The organism is Hyphomonas oceanitis SCH89, from assembly GCF_000685295.1.
GTDB lineage: Bacteria > Pseudomonadota > Alphaproteobacteria > Caulobacterales > Hyphomonadaceae > Hyphomonas > Hyphomonas oceanitis.
The window spans coordinates 1-17,122 of record NZ_ARYL01000050.1 but is presented as its reverse complement, the minus strand read 5'-3'; the positions used below and the strand labels follow the sequence as shown (position 1 = coordinate 17,122).

The following is a 17,122-nucleotide window of genomic DNA, read 5'->3' as shown; positions in this document are numbered from 1 at the left end:
AAGGGAATCGAACCCTCGTATTCAGCTTGGGAAGCTGCTGCTCTACCATTGAGCTACACCCGCATGCGGCGCCTATTTGAGCCGGAATGGACCGGCGCGCAATAGGCGCCTGCCGTCACTTGAGCACCACCACCGCAACAGAGCGCGGCGGCAGGTCGAGCACCAGCGTCTTGTCTTTTGCCTTCGCTGCCAGCGGCACCGGGTGCACGGCGTCCGGATCGGAGAACGTGTTGCCCGCATCCATGGTTTTCGCCGTCAGCAACCGGCCCTCGGCCTTTTTCGCGCCGAACGAAGTCAGGTCCACGTTATGGCTGGCCCTGGCGTCTGCATTCACCAGCGCCACGATGAGCTGGCCATCCGCCGTCCGCGCAGCGCTCAGGCTGATCGCGGGCACAGTGACCTCGCCCAACGTATAGTCCGGCGATGCATAGGAGACCGGCAGAGCCTCGGCGCCCATGAACGGCTTGTACATCTCGAACACATGATAGGTCGGCGTGAGCACCATGTCCGGCCCATCGGTCAGGATCATCGCCTGCAACACGTTCACCATCTGCGCGATGTTGGTCATCTTCACGAGGTCGGCATTGCGGTGGAAGATATTGAGGTTCAGCCCGGCCACGACCGCATCGCGGATCGTGCCCTCCTGATAGAGCGCCGGCGGATTCTTCGTCTCGTCCTGGTCCACCCACATGCCCCACTCATCAACATAGAGGCCGAAGCCGTCCGGCAGATCCTCGTGCTTGGCGATGATCGCGCGCTGGTCGGCAATCACGCCCTCCATGCGCAGGGTGCGCTTGATCGTTGAGGCCCATTCGGCTTCCGGAAAGCCGGTGGCGTCGCCCTTCTCGCTCCATTCCCCGGTCGGCAGCGTGTAGACGTGCAGCGACACACCTTCGATCAGACCGGCGATATAGGGGTGGCCCAGCAGCGTGTCGGTATATTCCGGGTTGCCGTCATGGGCGCCCGACAGGATGCGCACGGGCTGGTCGCCGGCGGTCTTCGCGAAACTGGCATATTGCGCATAGAGATCGGCATAGGCACCGGCTGTCAGGGCCCCGCCGCAGCCCCATGTCTCGTTGCCGATGGACAGGAAGTCGACCTTGTAGGGTGTTTCGCGCCCATTCGCTGCCCGTTCAGCGGCGCGGTCACCTGCCACTGCGGTCAGGTATTCGAGCCAGTCAGCGGCTTCGGCGGTCGTTCCCGTACCAAGGTTCAGGTTGAGATAGGTCTTCGCGCCAAGGCGTTCCGCGAGATTGAAGAATTCATGGCTGCCAAAAGCGTTCGGCTCTTCCGTGCCGCCCCACACCATGTTGACCCGCACCGGGCGCGTGTCGCGTGGCCCCACGCCGTCGGGCCAATGGTAGAGGTCGGCATAGCAGCCGCCGGGCCAGCGGATCACCGGCACGTCCAACGCCTCGAGCGCGCCGAACACATCATCGCGGATGCCGTCCGTATTGGGGATGTCACTGTCCGGGCCGACCCAGATGCCGCCATAGGGCTGGGTGCCAAGATGTTCGAGAAACTGGCCGTATATTTCCGGCGCGATCGTGTGCGTCTCGGCGGCGAGGTCTACATCGACCCTTGTCTGTGCGGCGGCAGAAATGGCCCAGAGCAGGGCGCACGCCAGACTGGCAACCAGTTGAACTCTCATTTTTCTCTCCCTTGTTATTTTAGCGCTAACATTGCTGCGGGAGGGCCCGTTTGGTCAAGCTGCATCCCGAATTCCGGGCGCCGCATCAGCCACTGGCTAAGCAGGCAGGTTGCAGGTAGAAGGCCCGCATGAACGGATTTCTCGCAGTTGCAGCAGGCGGCGCCCTCGGCGCATCCATGCGTTATGGCGTCAGCCAGCTCACAGTGCGGCACCTGCCGCAGGGCTGGCCCTATGGCACATTCGCGGTCAATATTCTCGGCAGTCTGGCCATGGGCCTGCTGATCGGATGGCTGGCCCTGAAGGCCGAAGGCGTCAGCCAGACCACGCGCCTGTTCCTCGCCACCGGCGTGCTCGGTGGCTTCACGACATTCTCGGCCTTTTCGCTGGAAGTGGCCGAATTCCTCCGCACCGGGGACACCGGCAAGGCTCTCGCCTATGCCGGTCTGTCGCTCGTCCTTGGCGTTTCGGCGCTTTTCCTCGGCCTTTGGCTGGCACGGAGGCTCTACGCATGAGCGGTCAAATCATCACCGAAACCGTCACCGACAAGGAAGAAGGCACCCGCCTCGACCGATGGATCAAGCGCCGCGTGCCGGTCACGCAGGGCCAGGTCGAGAAATGGCTGCGCACCGGTCAGGTCCGCGTCGATGGCGGCCGCGCCAAGGCAAACATGCGCCTTGAGGCCGGCATGGCCGTGCGCCTTCCTATCCTTGACGGGGAAGCGCCGCGCCAGCGCGACCCCGCCGCCAATGCCTCCCAGAAAGATCGCGAGTTCCTCAAAGAGCTGATCATCTACGAAGACGACGAGATGATCGCCTTCAACAAGCCTGCCGGCCTCGCCGTGCAGGGCGGATCGGGGCAGGGGCGCCATATCGACGGCATGCTGCCTGCGCTATCCGAAGGCGAGCACCGCCCGGTCCTCGTGCACCGTCTCGACAAGGATACCTCCGGTGTCCTGCTCGTCGCGAAATACCCCGCTGCTGCGGCGCGCCTTGGTGATCTCTTCCGGGGCCGCGAAATGGACAAGGTCTACTGGGCCATCACCGTCGGCGTACCTAACCCCCCATTCGGCCAGATCCGCTGCTGGATGGTCAAAGGCGTGCCAGACGACCGCGAGGAAAGCGGCTGGCGCCCGGTCAGCCCGAACGTCAAACGCCGCGACGCTGACCGCGAGCGCATGATGCGCACCGCGCAGGGCGTCGAAGGCGCGAAACATTCGATCACCGATTATGCCGTCGTTTCGACGGCGGGCCAGAAGGCCGCCTGGGTCGCGCTGAAGCCACTAACGGGCCGCATGCACCAGCTGCGCTTCCACATGCTGGAAATGGACACGTCCATCCTCGGTGACTTCAAATACCAGAGCCGCCGCGAAGTGCCCAATGGTCTCGCGCCGGGCCTGCACCTCCACGCCCGCGCGCTGATCATCCCGCGCCCCATCGGCAAGCCCATCTCCATCATCGCGCCGCTCTCGCCGCACATGAAGGAGACATTCGAAACACTCGGCTTTCTCGAACAGGAAGCAGGCAAGAACCCGTTGGCGCCTTTCGTCTGATGCTGAAACTGGCAATTTGGGATATGGACGGCACCATCGTCGACAGCCGGGACGTTATCCAGACGGCGATGGTCCGCGCATTCGAAGCGGAAGGGCTCATGCCGCCGGCCTATGATGCGACACGCCAGATCGTCGGCCTTGGCCTCCGAGAATCCTGTCAGATTCTCGCGCCGGATAATCTTTCTCCTGAGCGCGTAGACACGCTGGTCGAAGCCTACCGCAGTGCCTTCATCGCGCGCCGGACCGATCCGGACGTCAAGGAGCCGCTCTATGAAGGCGCCCTCGAAACCCTCCAGATGCTGCGCGACGACGACTGGCTAATCGCCATGGCGACCGGCAAGTCCCATCGCGGTATCCGCGCTATCTTCGACATGCACCCGCTTGAGTCTTATTTTGATACAATCTGGTGCGCCGATGACGGCCCCGGCAAGCCGCATCCCTTCATGGTCGAACAGTCCATGAAGGCGCTAGGCGCGGAAGCCCACCAAAGCCTGATGATCGGCGACGCCATCCACGATATCAATATGGGCAATGCGGCAGGCGTAAGAACGCTTGGTGTCACATGGGGATTTGGTGCAGCGCACGAGCTGGAAGCTGTCGGAGCCCACGAAATTCACCATTCCTACAACACGTTGCAAGAAAGCCTGCTTCGTTTCGCGCAGGCCACAGGGAACTAAAGGCTGCTCACCACGTAGCTGTGTCATAGGTGCTGACACAAGCTAAGGGTGGCTAACATGACATGGAAGATTGAAGCTGGAATCGTGGGCGGAGCCGCACTCGTTCTCGGTGGCTTCCTCGCAGTCATGGCTAACCAGCATGAAACCTCGCGTCCGGATCCCGTCGATCATTTCGTCCAGTCAGATTACGATGTCTTTGACCGCGACTTCAAAATGGGTAGCGCAGATTGCGCCATTGGCCTCGCGTCGCAGAAGATATGCATGCACAAATCCCCCCTGGAAAAGGAACTCAGGGTTGGACAGACGCTCCCCGCGTATATGCCAGCCCTTGGAGCGGAATTCCGCATTATCGTGAAAACGGCGCTCAAGTCGGACAATCTCAGAACAGTGCGCTATGGCCAGACCCTGGTCTTGATTGATGCCGAAACGCGTGAAGTGAAGGACATCCTTCGCCTCAATGCGCCTGATTTCATGGCCGCACAGGCTGACACGACGCAGCCCAAAGTCTGAAATCCCCCCTTGGAACAAAGTGTCAGCGGGCCTAAAGGCTGCTGCATGACAAGTTCCGAACCCACTGACAAACCAAAACGCTTCTACAAGCTCGCAGCCGTTGAGCCCATGGACGACGGCTGGACCGTTGCGCTGGATGGCCGCACGATCAAGACGCCGGCCCGCGCAGGTCTGGTCCTGCCGACCGAACGCCTGGCCCGTGCCATTGCCGCGGAATGGCAGGCCCAAGAGGCAAATATCGACCTCCTCGCCATGCACCTGACGCGCCTCGCCAATGTCGCAATCGACCGTGCAGGCGAAACGCGCGAGGAAATGGCTGACGAACTGGCGCGCTACTGCGAGACAGACCTGATCTGCCATATCGCCGACACGCCTGATGAACTGGCAGAGGCTGAGGAAAATCACTGGGCGCCTGTGCGCGACTGGGCGGGCGACACGCTTGGCGTCAATCTGGTACCCGTCATAGGGATTGTGGCCTCGCCCCAGCCGGATTCATCACTGGAAGCCGCGCGCGATCATGCGCTGTCGCTCGATGCATTCCGCCTGACGGGACTTCTCTTCGGTGCGGGCCTGTTCGGCTCGGCTCTTTTGGCCCTCGCCGTCGAGCAGGAGGCGCTCAGCGCCGAGGACGCCTACGAGATTTCGCGCATTGATGAGGCCTGGCAGGCTGACAATTGGGGAGAGGACGACGAGGCCAAGGCCGTTACCGAAGCGCGCCGGCTTGAAGCCAAGGCGCTCGGGGTCTGGTTCCGCGCACTGGTCTGATTTGGCCCCGGCTGCGTATAAAGGGCACGTAACCGCGCACGCCGCGCACCTTACCTGCTCGGAGTCAGCCTTGATCATCGTTCATCATCTTGAGAATTCCCGTTCGCAACGGGTCCTGTGGCTGCTGGAAGAGTTGGGCATACCCTATGAGGTGAAGCGCTACGAGCGCGACGCCGAGACCATGCTGGCGCCGCCTGAATTGAAAGCCATCCATCCACTCGGCAAGTCGCCTGTGATTGAGGACAATGGCGCCATCATCGCCGAGACAGGTGCCATTTTCGACTATATCCTGCAAACGTATGCAGGAGGGCGCCTCAGTGCGCCCGCAGGCACACCCGAGGCGCGTAAACTTACCTACTGGCTTCACTATGCCGAAGGATCGGCAATGCCGCCTTTGCTGCTGAAGCTCGTATTCATGCGCATGCCTGAAGGGGCGCCGGGCCTTCTGCGCCCAATCGTTCGCCTGATCGCCTCGACTGTCCAGCAGAGGCTGGTGGACCCGCAACTCACCACCCATCTGGCCTATTGGGAAAGCGAACTGGCCCGTACGGGCTGGTTCGTGGGTGACGGTCTGACGGCCGCCGACATCATGATGAGTTTCCCGCTCGAAGCGGCGGCGAGCCGCGGGGGTGCTGACAAGAGCGACTCCGTCATGGACTTCCTGAATCGCATACATGCGCGCCCGGCTTATCAACGCGCGCTAGAGGCGGGCGGCCCTTACGCCTACGCGTAGCGGAAGCTGCCCACACTCAGGGCACAAACAGCCCACACTTATGCCTCTGATGGTATATCCTACGCGTATCACTGTCTTTTGCGCATGGCTCAGCTTGTCAGTTTCAGGTAAAATAGTGTCCATTATATACAATCCGGCGAATGGCGAATTGGTCGTCCGTGTGGAAATGTTTAGAGCATGGGAACGCGGGCGATGGGTGCTGAAACAGATGATACGGAAGCTATTTCCATACGCAGGGCGCCCGTTCCGGCAGGCCCGAAGGTCGGCGATTACCTTTCGGCTTTCGAGAATTCTGCGGTAGGCGTTGGGCATATCAACCTGAAAGGCCAGTGGCAGGACGCCAATGGCTCGCTGCGACGGATTCTCGGGTACTCTGCGTCCGAGCTTAAGGGCCTGTCTTCTATGGACATGACGCACCCGGACGATGTGCGGCTCGATGCTGATCGTATCCTCAAGCTCATGACGGGTGAGATTGGGCATTATGCCGTCGACAAGCGCTTTCGGCGCGCAGATGGCGTATATGTCTGGACGCGCAAGACACTGGTGGTAAGGCGCCGGGCCGATGGCTATCCAGAATACCTGATCGCCGTGATCGAGGACATTGATCAGCGCAAGAAGACCGAGGCCCAGAATGCATTCCTCATCCAGGAGCTTGCGCATCGATCACGCAACCTTCTGTCTGTCATAAGCTCCCTCACCAGCCTGCTTGCGCCGACCTGCCATTCTGTGCCGGAGTTTGAAGAAAGGCTGCTTGAGCGCCTGCACGCCATTTCACGGTCCAACGATTATCTGCTCGGCCGGTATAATGAAGGTGCTTCCCTGAATGCCTTGGTGCGGAGCCAGATAAGCGCATTTGTCGGATCTGATGTGGAACAGGTCACCTTTGATGGTGTCGATATACCCATCAACGCAAAGTGCTCGGAGACTCTTGTCCTGGCGCTGTATGAGCTGACATCCAACGCGCTTAAATATGGCGCTTTGTCTGCGAGTGGCGGTCATATACATGTCGCCTGGAAAATCATTGGTGCTGGCAATGAGGCTCGATTCCGCTTCTCTTGGAGCGAGCGGTCACCCCATTTGCTGGACGAACCGGGCGCACCGGGATTTGGGTCCCGTATTCTGGGTAGCCTCGCGCCCATGAGCGTACGCGGCTCCGTGACACGGGAATTCTCGTCAGAAGGCATGTCCTGGACCCTTGAGGCCCCCCTGTCGGCGGTTATCGCGCAAGTTTCAGCCTAACCCGGCGGAAGCCATTGTCCCACTTGCCATCCCGGCTGCGCGCTTTATCAGTCACTGCTTCAGTTTTATGGCAGGGAGAGGCCCCCTCATGCAGGATGTAATCGACGCTCTGGAAGCACGCCGCGAAGTCGCACGCCAAGGTGGCGGTGCCGCGCGGATCGAGAAACAGCACGAGAAGGGCAAGCTTTCCGCCCGTGAACGCGTCGCTGTCCTGCTGGATGAGAACAGTTTCGAAGAATTCGACATGTTCGTGGAACACCAGTGCGCCGATTTCGGCATGGAAGAGCAAAAAATTCCCGGCGACGGCGTTATCACAGGCCAAGGCACCATCAATGGCCGCCTCGTCTACGTCTTTTCGAAAGACTTCACCGTCTTCGGCGGCTCGCTCTCCAAGGCCCACGCGGCGAAGATCGTCAAAGTCCAGAAAATGGCCGTCCAGAATGGCGCGCCGGTTGTCGGCATCTTCGACGCTGGCGGCGCGCGCATCCAGGAGGGCGTTGATTCGCTCGCCGGTTATGCCGACATCTTCATGGAAAACGTCCTCTCCTCGGGCGTCATCCCGCAAATCTCCGTCATCATGGGCCCTTGTGCCGGCGGCGACGTCTATTCGCCCGCGCTGACAGACTTCATCTTCATGGTGAAGGACACGTCCTACATGTACGTCACCGGCCCTGACGTGGTGAAAACCGTCACCAATGAGGAAGTCACACACGAGACCCTCGGCGGCGCCTCCGTTCATGCCAACAAGTCCGGTGTCGTCGACGGCGCCTTCGAGAACGACATCGAGGCGCTGACGCAAATGCGCCGCCTGATCGACTTCCTGCCTCTGTCAAACCGCGAAGAGGCCCCCATGCGCCCTGTGCACGACACGGTAGACCGCGTGGAAAACAGCCTCGACACGCTGATCCCGCCAAACCCGAACACGCCCTATGACATGAAGGAACTGATCTCCAAGGTCGCCGATGAAGGCGACTTCTTCGAGATCAGCCCGAATTTCGGCGCCAACATCATCTGCGGCTTTGGCCGTATCGAAGGCTCCACCGTCGGCTTCGTTGCCAACCAGCCGATGACGCTGGCCGGCGTGCTCGACATTGATGCCTCCCGCAAGGCGGCCCGCTTCGTGCGCTTCTGCGACTGCTTCAACATTCCCGTCGTCACCTTCGTTGACGTGCCGGGCTTCATGCCGGGCACTAAGCAGGAATATGGCGGCCTCATCAAGCATGGCGCCAAGCTGCTCTTCGCCTATGCCGAAGCCACCGTGCCGAAGGTCACCGTCATTACACGGAAGGCCTATGGCGGCGCCTATGACGTGATGAGTTCAAAACACCTGCGCGGCGACGTGAACTATGCCTGGCCCACGGCCGAGATTGCCGTGATGGGCGCCAAGGGCGCGGTCGAGATCATCTACCGCAAGGAACTGGGCGACAAGGACAAGATCGCCGCGCGCACCAAGGAATACGAAGACAACTTCGCCAATCCTTACGTCGCCGCCCGCAAGGGCTATATCGACGACATCATCATGCCGCACTCCACCCGCAAACGCATCGCCAAATCCCTCCGCACCCTGCGCACCAAGCAGCTGGAGAACCCCTGGAAGAAGCACGACAACATTCCGCTTTAGGTAAAAATACGTTCTACTGCGATCATGTATATGTTGGCTTCTCGACTGCCCGCCTCTTGTTCAAAGGTTGCTTCATATTTTTTGAGCAATCCAGACACAGGCTTGTCGTTTGAGATGGTAGGAATCGGGCGTAATTTTGGATTGGGGGCGTAAGCTTTCACAATGTGTTTGTCTTGCTTCTGAGAAATAGGGCGAATAACAAAATCAATCAAATGGCCGGATTTATCTTTTTCTGGCAAGTGTAGTTCAAATGTCATCTTTTCTATGTGCTGATTATTCTGAGTAGAAAAATATAGGTAATCGCGCCCTAAATCTTTAAGTTCCTCTAGCGCGGCTATGCATTCTTCGTTCTGTGATATCACCACACTACAAGTCTTTGGCAGGGGGCGCTGCATCATAAGTATCATAGTTTGATAGTCTTTGTGCTTTGACTGTAGGGGCAGGGTAAGAACTGGCATGTCCTGAGAACTGGTCTCATTACCTGACTGTTTAGAAATGATTGTTGCTTCCACAGTAGGTGGTGCCAGCGTGCACTTGTTCGTGTTGTGAAAAAATATCGGCAAGTACTGAAACTGGGTCTCATTTTGGAGGCCTTCGTTATTTGTGTTTTCTTTGCCGTCGAGTTTAAATATCGTCCTGATTGTGTCTGGAAACTCTTCATTGATCAGCGAATTAACATGATAAATGATGCGGACCTCTCGTGCTTTGTACGAATAGAATTCGTGCCCGTTCTCCGCGAACTCCTTAACTTCTGACTGAAAAGATCTATACAGGCCTACTAACGATTTCGGCGTGCTGTCATAATAGTTTTTGCGCACATTTTCATCGGCTGTAACTGCTCTTTCAATTTCTTTGTAAGCGGATTTAAATGATTGTTCGTACGCATCTTCAAAGTCATCGCCAATAATTTGATCAAAACTTAGGCTGCTCATTTTTGATTGTATTGTGACTATTCTCTGTTCTTCAAATAAGAGGGCCGCTTCATTTGTACGTGCGTCAATCATGCGGCTTAATATATATCCGAGGTATTCTAAGGGGGCTTTTGACTGAATGTCGATATCGCCCATGTCTGGAAATCGTACGGCTATTGGTACTACGTCGTCGGATAGTCCGAGCGTCGCGGCTTCTCCCGGTAAATTTTGAAACAATCCGCCATCTACTAAGTGTGGGTTTATGGAGTTTGTGTTCTTGCCGGGCAGCTTAAAGATAAATGGTAGGCCAGCTGAGTCGACTAATGCGCGATTTAACTCTAGATCGCTTTGCTCCGTAAACTGATATGGGCTGGCGCTATCAAGCCGCGAGGCCATTATCCGCAGTTCTTTGCATCGGGCTTTCTGGTTTGCCATGCAGTCGCGAATTGGTTTGCGGCTATCTACACCAAGTAGACCAAATATTTCAGTTATTAGGGAAATGACATCCCGTTCTCGGTATAAGGGCCTATTTCGTAATACTGATATTATCACATTTGCCTTTGCGAGTTTCTTTTGAGGTAAGCGCTTGGCAATCAAGGCACCTATCTTTGGGCCTGAGACTGGAATTTGTGTGAACTTTGCGCCGCAAGAAAATGCGGCAGCGGCGATCGCGCCTGCGGATGTTCCAGCAACTCTTGTCACTCTTAGCTTGTCTTCCCGCTGAAGGGTATCAAGAGCGTTCGCGGCTGCAATAAGATCGAAGATGCGGGCACCACCTCCTTGAAAGGCAACCGAAACTTTTTTCATGTGCTTCCCCAGTCAGTCCGATTAGAATATCTATTTTGAAGGCAAAGATAGAAATTGCAATACCACCTTAGGTGGGAGGCGGCAGTAAGAGTGGGCTAGGCTAAGCGAAAGCGATACCCGCCGTCTTCCTATTGCCCACAGCGCCCGCATCAAGCACCCTCATTCAATGATCGCCCCCTACATCCGCCCCGCGCTCCCCGCCGACAGCGCCGCCCTCGTCGCCATCCTGCACGACACGTTCGAGTCCACTTGGCGCCCGCAGCTCACGCCCGCTGCCGTCACCGCCTACCAGCAAGGCAACCGCCCCGCCGCTTATGTCGCCGAGCGCGGCCATCTCTTCCATGTGGCGACCCGCGCGGGCGTCGTTGTCGGCCTCGTCGACTGGCAGGATGATTTTGTCCACGCCCTTCACGTCCATTCCGCCCATGCGCGCAGCGGTGCGGGCACCGCGCTGATGGATCTCGCCGAAGCCGAAATCGCCCGCGCCGGCTTCCCCGCCGCCCGGCTCGAAACCGACACGTTCAACACGCGCAGCCAGGCCTTCTACGCCGCACGCGGATATATCGAAAAAGACCGCTATCCGGACCTTGAATGGAACAGCGGCCTGACAACGCTGCTGCTGGAAAAGCGGCTCTCCTGAGGAGAGCCGCCTCAATCCGGCCGTTCCAATGATCGTCTACTGAGGAATACGCGTCTCGTATTCCGCCTTGAGCTTTGCCCAATTGCTCCAGAAAGAGCTGGCCGTGTCGCCGGAAACGTCTGCGACGAGGATATCCAGATGTGTGTGCCATCCCGCGCTGATGCCCACCTTGCTGGACCGTTCGGCAATGCCCGTATGCGTCAGCGTCAGCAGAACCTTATCGCCCTTGGGCTCAAGATCGAACGTCACCGTTCCTGCGCCCCAGGTGAACACCAGCCGGCGCGGCGGATCAAACGCGACCACCTTGCTCTGCATGCTGTGCTCGGCCGGAAAATTCTCGGGCCGCGGATCGGACGGACGGCTGAGATCGTCATTGCGCCAGGTCAGCGTGAACGCGGTGCCCGCCCCTTGGCTCATGTCACCGGAGGCCAGCCATTTGCGGCGCAGGTCGCTGTCGGCGAGATAATCCCACACCCGCTCCACCGGCCCCGGCAGCCAGCGCTTGATGACAAGGGTCGAGGGATCGACCAGTTGGGCGAACGGGTCTGTTTTGACTTGCGTATTCATTGTCTGTCTCCTTCAGGGGCTTGGGGTTTTGTCGGTGCGATATCCCGGGCCTTGCGGGCATCGTCTTCGCGCAGCAGGCGATCGAGTGTATCGAGGCGCCCGGTCCAGAACTGTTCGTAGAAGCCCAGCTCGCTGTGCGCGGCGGCCAGCGGCGCGGCCTGCAGGCGGCACCAATGTGTCCGCCCCTCGATCTCGCGCCTTATGAGCCCGGCCTTCTCGAGCACCTTGATATGTTTGGACGCTGCGGCCAGCGACATCGGGTGCGGCGCGGCCAGTTCACCCACCGTGCAGTCGCCTGCGGCCAGCGCTCGCAGCATGCTGCGGCGCGTCCCGTCGCTCAGCGCGTGAAAGACATCATCTATCGGGGGGGTATATTGTTCAACCATATGGTTTAATAAAACGCCGCCGCATTTTAGTCAACCATATGGTTGAGGATTATTTGCGGGGGCCTTTTGGGATACCTTGCGACCATGGAAGCCCCCGAAACACCCCCTTGCTGCCCCTTAGGGAAACCCGCCTACATTCCTCCCATCGTCATCAAACACCGTCGGAATACCGGCACAAAGGAGGGAAAACACCCATGGCTGAAGCCTATATCTGCGCCGCCGTGCGCACCGCCGGGGGGCGCCGCAATGGCCGCCTTTCGGGCATCCACGCCAACGATCTCGGCGCCCGCGCGCTTGACGCTGTCGTCGCCCGCGCCGGCATCGACCCGTCGGTTATCGAAGACGTTATCTTCGGTTGCGTCACGCAGGCTGGCGAACAGGCTGGCCAGGTTGGCCGCATGGCCGTGCTCGCCTCGGGCCTGCCTGACAGTGTGCCCGCCGTCACGATCGACCGCCAGTGCGGTTCGTCCCAGCAGGCGATCCAGTTCGCCGCGCAGGCCATCATGTCCGGCACGCAGGATGTCGTCATCGCGGGCGGCGTGGAATCCATGTCGCGCGCCGTCATGGGGTCGAACTACCTGCCGGGCTCCGGCATCTCGCCAATCTCTGATGCCATCAAACAAAAATATGGCGTGAAGGGCTTCAGCCAGTTCGTCGGCGCTGAAATGGTTACCAAGAAGCACGGCTTCACGCGCGACGACACCGATGCCTTCGGCGTCGAGAGCCAGCGCCGCGCTGCTGCCGCCACCGAGGCCGGCGCCTTCAAGGACGAGATCGTGCCCGTGGAAATCATCACGCCCGAAGGCGAGATCGAAATGCATACGGTCGATGAAGGCATCCGCCCCGGCACGACGAAAGAGGCCCTCGCTGGCCTGAAAACCATGGCCGAAGGCGGCATCCTTACCGCCGGCACATCCAGCCAGATCTGCGACGGCTCATCCGCCGTGCTCGTCGCGTCAGCGGAAGCCGTGAAGCGCTACGGCCTCACGCCGCTCGCCCGCATCCACAATCTCACGGTCACCGCTGGCGATCCGGTCATCATGCTGGAAGAGCCGCTCTTCGCCACCGACAAGGCACTCGCCCGCGCTGGGCTGAAGATCGGCGATATTGATCTCTATGAAGTCAACGAAGCCTTCGCGTCCATCCCCATGGCCTGGGCCAAGCACACGGGCGCTGACCCGGACAAGCTCAACGTCAATGGCGGCGCCATTGCCCTCGGCCACCCGCTCGGCGCCACCGGCACCAAGCTGATGACCACGCTGATCTACGGCCTCAAAGCCCGTAACAAGCGCTGGGGCCTGCAAACCATGTGTGAAGGCGGCGGCGTCGCCAACGTCACCATCATCGAAATGGCCTGATGAAATATGGCGGGGAAGGCCCTTTGGCTTTCCCCGTCACCTTTTTCGCACAAGGGCCCATATCAGGACGCCAAGTGACGACGCTACGGCCAGTCCCGCCAGAATGTCCTGCGGTCCGTCCACCAGCAATGCCCACACCAGGCCCGTCAGGCCGATCACGAACAGCGCGGCCGGCACGGCAAAAATCTGCCCAAGGCTGGCCTTGCGCTTCATGCGGATGTCACCGGCCCACGGCCCGCCACAGGGCGCTTGGCCCGCACCCGGGCCACCCACAGGTACAGCCCGCTTGCCAGAACGATGATCGTGATCACGTCGAGCACGGCCCAGACCATTTTCAGGAACAGCCCGCCATAGTCGCCAAAATGCAGCGGTCCTGACAGGGATAGCGCCTTCACGTACCAGGGCATTTCTCGCATGCCTGCAAAGCTGCCATCGTCGGCGCTTACCAGTGCTGGCGCGATGATATGCTCAGTCAGCGGCGTCTGGCCATGAAGGAAGATGGCGTAATGGTAGTCGGTGGAAAAGCCACTGCCCGGGAATGCCACGAACTGCAACTCCATGCCCGGCGCTTCGGCAACGGCACGGTTTACCGCGGCGTCCAGTGATGCGTAGACAGCCGGCTGCGGTGCATCGGCATAAGGCGCCACCAGATCAGCCAGTTCATGCGTTTTCCAGTTATCGATGATTGGCGTTGCCAGCGTGTTCATGACCCCCGTCAGGCCGACCACGATGACCCAGGCTACCGTCACCACGCCGAGCAGGTTATGATAATCGAGCCATTTCAGCCGGGTCGACTGGCCACGGCGGACAGTGCCGAATTCAAGCTTCCGCATGAACGGCGCATACAGCACCACGCCGGAAACGATTGCCGCAACGAACAGCGTGCCCATTGCGCCGAGGACCAACATGCCCGGCAAGCCGAGGAACATGTCGGTGTGCAGTTGGAGAAGGAAATCCATCACCGCTCCGCCAACATCCGCTGGCGGAACAAGGGCGCCGCTTGTCCGGTCGAATGACGCGAAATGCATCGCGCTGCCGGGGGCGTCCGCTGTTGGTCCGGTCGTCACGTTCACAACCGGCCGGTCGATATCAAAACTCATGAAGATCGGCACTTCGCCGGGCCGTTGTGCCAATGCGCCGGCGAGCAGCGCGTCGAGGTCCAGCAAGGGGCCATCGGGGTGGGCGGCCTCCCATGTCGCCGGGTTCAGCGCATCGTCAATCTCGTCATGAAAGATCAGCGGCAAGCCGGTGAGGCAGAGCATCAACAGGAAGCCTGTGCACACAAGGCTCGTCCATGTGTGCACCTGGCTCCATGCCCGGATCGTCGATGATTTCATTGCGCCTGCCTGATCATCTTAGAAGTCTATCGATGCCGATACCATCAGCGTGCGAGGATTGCCCTGGATGAGGTAATTCGCACCCGGGAAGCCACCTGTCGAGGCCCAGTAGGTTTCATCCGTTACGTTCTCGACACGGGCACGCAACGTGACAGGGCGTTCCGCCATGTTCAGCGTATAGCGGGCGCCAAAGTCCAGCCGTGTCCAGCTATCGATCTCGGTTGTGTTTGTTTCGTTCACATATTGCTCGCCGGTAAACACGATCCGGCCGTCCAGCGTCAGGCCGGTCAGGGCAGGTACATCCCATTCGGCATTCAGGTTTGCCTGTGTTTCCGGCACGCCGATCACTGTATTGCCTTCGTTCACGCCACCCTCGGTCTTCGCCAGTTCGGTATCCAGGAAGGTCGCGCCGCCAATCAGACGGAAACCGTCAACAGGTTCACCGAACACGCTGAGCTCAATGCCCTGATTTTCCTGCTCGCCGGATGACTGGAACACCTGGTTCACCACAATGGCATTAGGCCGCGTTAGCGAAAAGACGCTCAGTGTGCCGCCAAAATTGCCGCCATCATACTTGACGCCGGCCTCCACTTGCTCGCCCTTGAATGGCTCCAGCACCTCGCCAGCATTGAGGATGGCCACGCCGCCACTGGTGCTGGGGGCAATGCTGCCCGGCTGCAGGCTTTCAGCATAGTTGCCATACAGCGAGATGGCCGGGCTCAGCTTGTAGACGAGACCGAAGGCGGGTGTGGTCGCGCTGTCGGAATATCCAGAAAGGCGCAAACCGGAATTATAGTCGAACGAGGTTGTCTCGATGTCCTGGTGCCGCACGCCGATCGTGGCCAACAGGCGACCCTCGATGAAGGACAGCGTGTCCGCGATGGCATAGCTCTGATTGTCGACTTCCTCGGTTTTCAGGGGATCGTTCAGTTCGCCGCCAAGGAAGAAGTCCGGCACAGGCGCGGCGACAGCCACAGGGGTGTAGAGATCGCTGGCAAACGGCGTGGAAAAGCTCGAGAATGCATAGGCGTTCTTCGACTCAACCTTGATGGTGGAGGCCGATACGACGAGGCTGTGGCTCACAGGTCCTGTATCGAATGTCGCGCGTGCGCCCGTGTCGAACGAGAGAACGTCATCCTCGCGCGTGTTGTCGAAACGGTAAGCGGTCAGGCTGCCATCGGCCGCCGCACTGGGATTGGCCAGTACATTGGCTTCCTCGCCATTGCGCACGCCACCGGCGAGCCAAACGCTGATATTGTCTGTTACGTCATATTCGCCGCGCGCCACGGCGAACAGTTGCTCTTCGTCCGTATAGGTCCATGACTGGGCATAGTTGACGTCGGAATCCGGTACATCCGGTACGTCGCCCAATGGTGTCACCTGCGGGCGCGGCGCATCGATATGATTTTTCTGGTAGCCCGCGTCGGCCGAGAAACGGAAGCGCTCGCCGGCATAGTCCGTGCCAAGCGAGATGACAGACAGTTCGCGCTCCTGGCCGGAGATCGAAGTTTCGCCCTCGCGCCGCACCGCGTTCATGCGAACGCCCCATTCTTCGCTGGTCCCGAACCGCGTGCCGAGATCAAGTGCGGCATAAACCTGGCTGTCGCTCTCGAAGCCGATTGTCGCACGCCGCACGCCACCATCGGGCGCGCGCTTGGGAACAAGGTTGATCGTGCCGCCAACGCCGCTACCGCCCGGCGCTGCGCCATTGATGAAAGCGTTGGCGCCGCGGAACACTTCCACCCGCTCGAACAGCTCGGCCGCCACATATTGGCGGGGCAGAATGCCGTAGACGCCATTCAGCGTTATATCGTCTGAATACACCGGAAAGCCGCGCACGATGTAGACTTCCTGAAAGTTTCCGAAGCCTTTGGCCACGCGCACGACAGGGTCGTTCTGCAGCACGTCGCCAACGCTGTCGGACTGCTGCGCCGACACCAGGTCGGCCGTGTAGGTCGTGCCTGAGAAGGGCGCGTCAAGATAGTCGAGATTTCCCAATAGTCCGGCACGGCCGCCGCGCCCCACTTGTCCGCCGGCATATTCTTCCAGCAATTCCACCTGCGAGGCAGACCCCGTCACGGTTACGGTGTCGAGCACGCGCGCAGACGCATCTGCCGACGAATCCTCCTGCGCAGAAGCAGAGACAGACAATGCGCCAAGCGCCACGCCCGTGAGCGCCCATTTCCAGCCAGCGGAATTCATCATTTTCTTCACCAATCCAGTCAATTTACCCCGTCTGTAAATGCAAGTCATTCTTAAATCAACAGGACTTATGTAGACGAGATGCATGCTGGAGATGCTTGTGTATTGGGGGCACAGTTCTCCAGTCTTTCCCCACCCCGATCGTGTCCCAGCGCGTGGTGTAACTGAC

Annotated in this window: 17 protein-coding genes; 10 read left to right on the top strand and 7 right to left on the bottom strand. The window is 59.5% G+C overall.

What is annotated here, in order from left to right; all coding sequences use genetic code 11:
• Positions 1 to 115: 115 nt before the first annotated feature.
• The gene (locus tag HOC_RS18820) at positions 116 to 1,651 is read right to left on the bottom strand and encodes an alpha-N-arabinofuranosidase (RefSeq protein ID WP_035541406.1); all 1,536 of its coding nucleotides are present in this window, start codon (positions 1,649 to 1,651) and stop codon (positions 116 to 118) included.
• Positions 1,652 to 1,779: 128 nt separating this feature from the next.
• On the opposite strand from HOC_RS18820, the gene crcB reads away from it, so the two are divergent.
• The 8 genes from crcB to HOC_RS18780 all read left to right on the top strand — a co-directional run bounded on the left by crcB (position 1,780) and on the right by HOC_RS18780 (position 8,745).
• A complete protein-coding gene (gene crcB / locus HOC_RS18815) occupies positions 1,780 to 2,163 on the top strand; it encodes a fluoride efflux transporter CrcB (protein ID WP_035541404.1) in 384 nt (127 codons plus the stop codon).
• A complete protein-coding gene (locus tag HOC_RS18810; protein ID WP_035541401.1) occupies positions 2,160 to 3,200 on the top strand; it encodes an RluA family pseudouridine synthase in 1,041 nt (346 codons plus the stop codon). The genes crcB and HOC_RS18810 overlap by 4 nt, the downstream gene beginning before the upstream one ends.
• The gene (locus HOC_RS18805; protein ID WP_035541398.1) at positions 3,200 to 3,877 is read left to right on the top strand and encodes an HAD family hydrolase; all 678 of its coding nucleotides are present in this window, start codon (positions 3,200 to 3,202) and stop codon (positions 3,875 to 3,877) included. The genes HOC_RS18810 and HOC_RS18805 overlap by 1 nt, the downstream gene beginning before the upstream one ends.
• A gap of 57 nt (positions 3,878 to 3,934) precedes the next feature.
• A complete protein-coding gene (locus tag HOC_RS18800; RefSeq protein WP_035541396.1) occupies positions 3,935 to 4,387 on the top strand; it encodes a hypothetical protein in 453 nt (150 codons plus the stop codon).
• A gap of 45 nt (positions 4,388 to 4,432) precedes the next feature.
• On the top strand, positions 4,433 to 5,152 hold the full coding sequence (locus HOC_RS18795) for an ATP12 family chaperone protein (protein ID WP_035541394.1): 720 nt from the start codon (positions 4,433 to 4,435) through the stop codon (positions 5,150 to 5,152).
• 70 nt (positions 5,153 to 5,222) lie between these two features.
• Complete coding sequence (locus tag HOC_RS18790; protein ID WP_035541392.1) at positions 5,223 to 5,885, top strand: glutathione S-transferase family protein; 663 nt, start codon at positions 5,223 to 5,225, stop codon at positions 5,883 to 5,885.
• A gap of 192 nt (positions 5,886 to 6,077) precedes the next feature.
• A complete protein-coding gene (locus HOC_RS18785; RefSeq protein WP_162174899.1) occupies positions 6,078 to 7,124 on the top strand; it encodes a sensor histidine kinase in 1,047 nt (348 codons plus the stop codon).
• A gap of 88 nt (positions 7,125 to 7,212) precedes the next feature.
• On the top strand, positions 7,213 to 8,745 hold the full coding sequence (locus HOC_RS18780; RefSeq protein ID WP_084146459.1) for an acyl-CoA carboxylase subunit beta: 1,533 nt from the start codon (positions 7,213 to 7,215) through the stop codon (positions 8,743 to 8,745).
• Here the strand turns inward: HOC_RS18780 and HOC_RS18775 are convergent.
• Positions 8,742 to 10,463 carry a patatin-like phospholipase family protein gene (locus tag HOC_RS18775; RefSeq protein WP_035541386.1) on the bottom strand — a complete coding sequence of 574 codons (1,722 nt, stop codon included), beginning with the start codon at positions 10,461 to 10,463 and terminating at the stop codon, positions 8,742 to 8,744. The two genes, HOC_RS18780 and HOC_RS18775, sit on opposite strands and share 4 nt — an antisense overlap.
• A 166-nt stretch (positions 10,464 to 10,629) precedes the next feature.
• Between HOC_RS18775 and HOC_RS18770 the strand changes: the two genes are divergently transcribed.
• On the top strand, positions 10,630 to 11,103 hold the full coding sequence (locus tag HOC_RS18770; protein WP_035541384.1) for a GNAT family N-acetyltransferase: 474 nt from the start codon (positions 10,630 to 10,632) through the stop codon (positions 11,101 to 11,103).
• A 36-nt stretch (positions 11,104 to 11,139) separates the two neighbouring features.
• Here HOC_RS18770 and HOC_RS18765 read toward each other — a convergent pair whose 3' ends face one another.
• Both HOC_RS18765 and HOC_RS18760 read right to left on the bottom strand, forming a co-directional pair.
• Positions 11,140 to 11,670, bottom strand: a complete 531-nt coding sequence (locus HOC_RS18765; RefSeq protein WP_035541382.1) for an SRPBCC family protein — start codon at positions 11,668 to 11,670, stop codon at positions 11,140 to 11,142.
• The gene (locus tag HOC_RS18760; RefSeq protein ID WP_035541380.1) at positions 11,667 to 12,056 is read right to left on the bottom strand and encodes an ArsR/SmtB family transcription factor; all 390 of its coding nucleotides are present in this window, start codon (positions 12,054 to 12,056) and stop codon (positions 11,667 to 11,669) included. Before HOC_RS18760 ends, HOC_RS18765 begins: the two co-directional genes overlap by 4 nt.
• 194 nt (positions 12,057 to 12,250) lie before the next feature.
• Between HOC_RS18760 and HOC_RS18755 the strand changes: the two genes are divergently transcribed.
• Positions 12,251 to 13,414: an acetyl-CoA C-acetyltransferase gene (locus tag HOC_RS18755; protein ID WP_035541378.1), complete on the top strand. Its 1,164-nt coding sequence runs from the start codon at positions 12,251 to 12,253 to the stop codon at positions 13,412 to 13,414.
• Positions 13,415 to 13,450: 36 nt separating this feature from the next.
• Here the strand turns inward: HOC_RS18755 and HOC_RS22545 are convergent, their stop codons facing one another.
• From HOC_RS22545 to HOC_RS18745, 3 genes are read right to left on the bottom strand one after another with little or no spacing between them, the layout of a single operon-like run.
• Positions 13,451 to 13,627 (bottom strand): hypothetical protein, encoded by a 177-nt coding sequence (locus HOC_RS22545; protein WP_199285891.1) that lies wholly within the window; start codon positions 13,625 to 13,627, stop codon positions 13,451 to 13,453.
• A complete protein-coding gene (locus HOC_RS18750; protein WP_051625105.1) occupies positions 13,624 to 14,751 on the bottom strand; it encodes a PepSY-associated TM helix domain-containing protein in 1,128 nt (375 codons plus the stop codon). The genes HOC_RS22545 and HOC_RS18750 overlap by 4 nt, the downstream gene beginning before the upstream one ends.
• A gap of 18 nt (positions 14,752 to 14,769) precedes the next feature.
• The gene (locus HOC_RS18745; RefSeq protein WP_241767089.1) at positions 14,770 to 16,956 is read right to left on the bottom strand and encodes a TonB-dependent receptor; all 2,187 of its coding nucleotides are present in this window, start codon (positions 16,954 to 16,956) and stop codon (positions 14,770 to 14,772) included.
• Positions 16,957 to 17,122 lie beyond the last annotated feature (166 nt).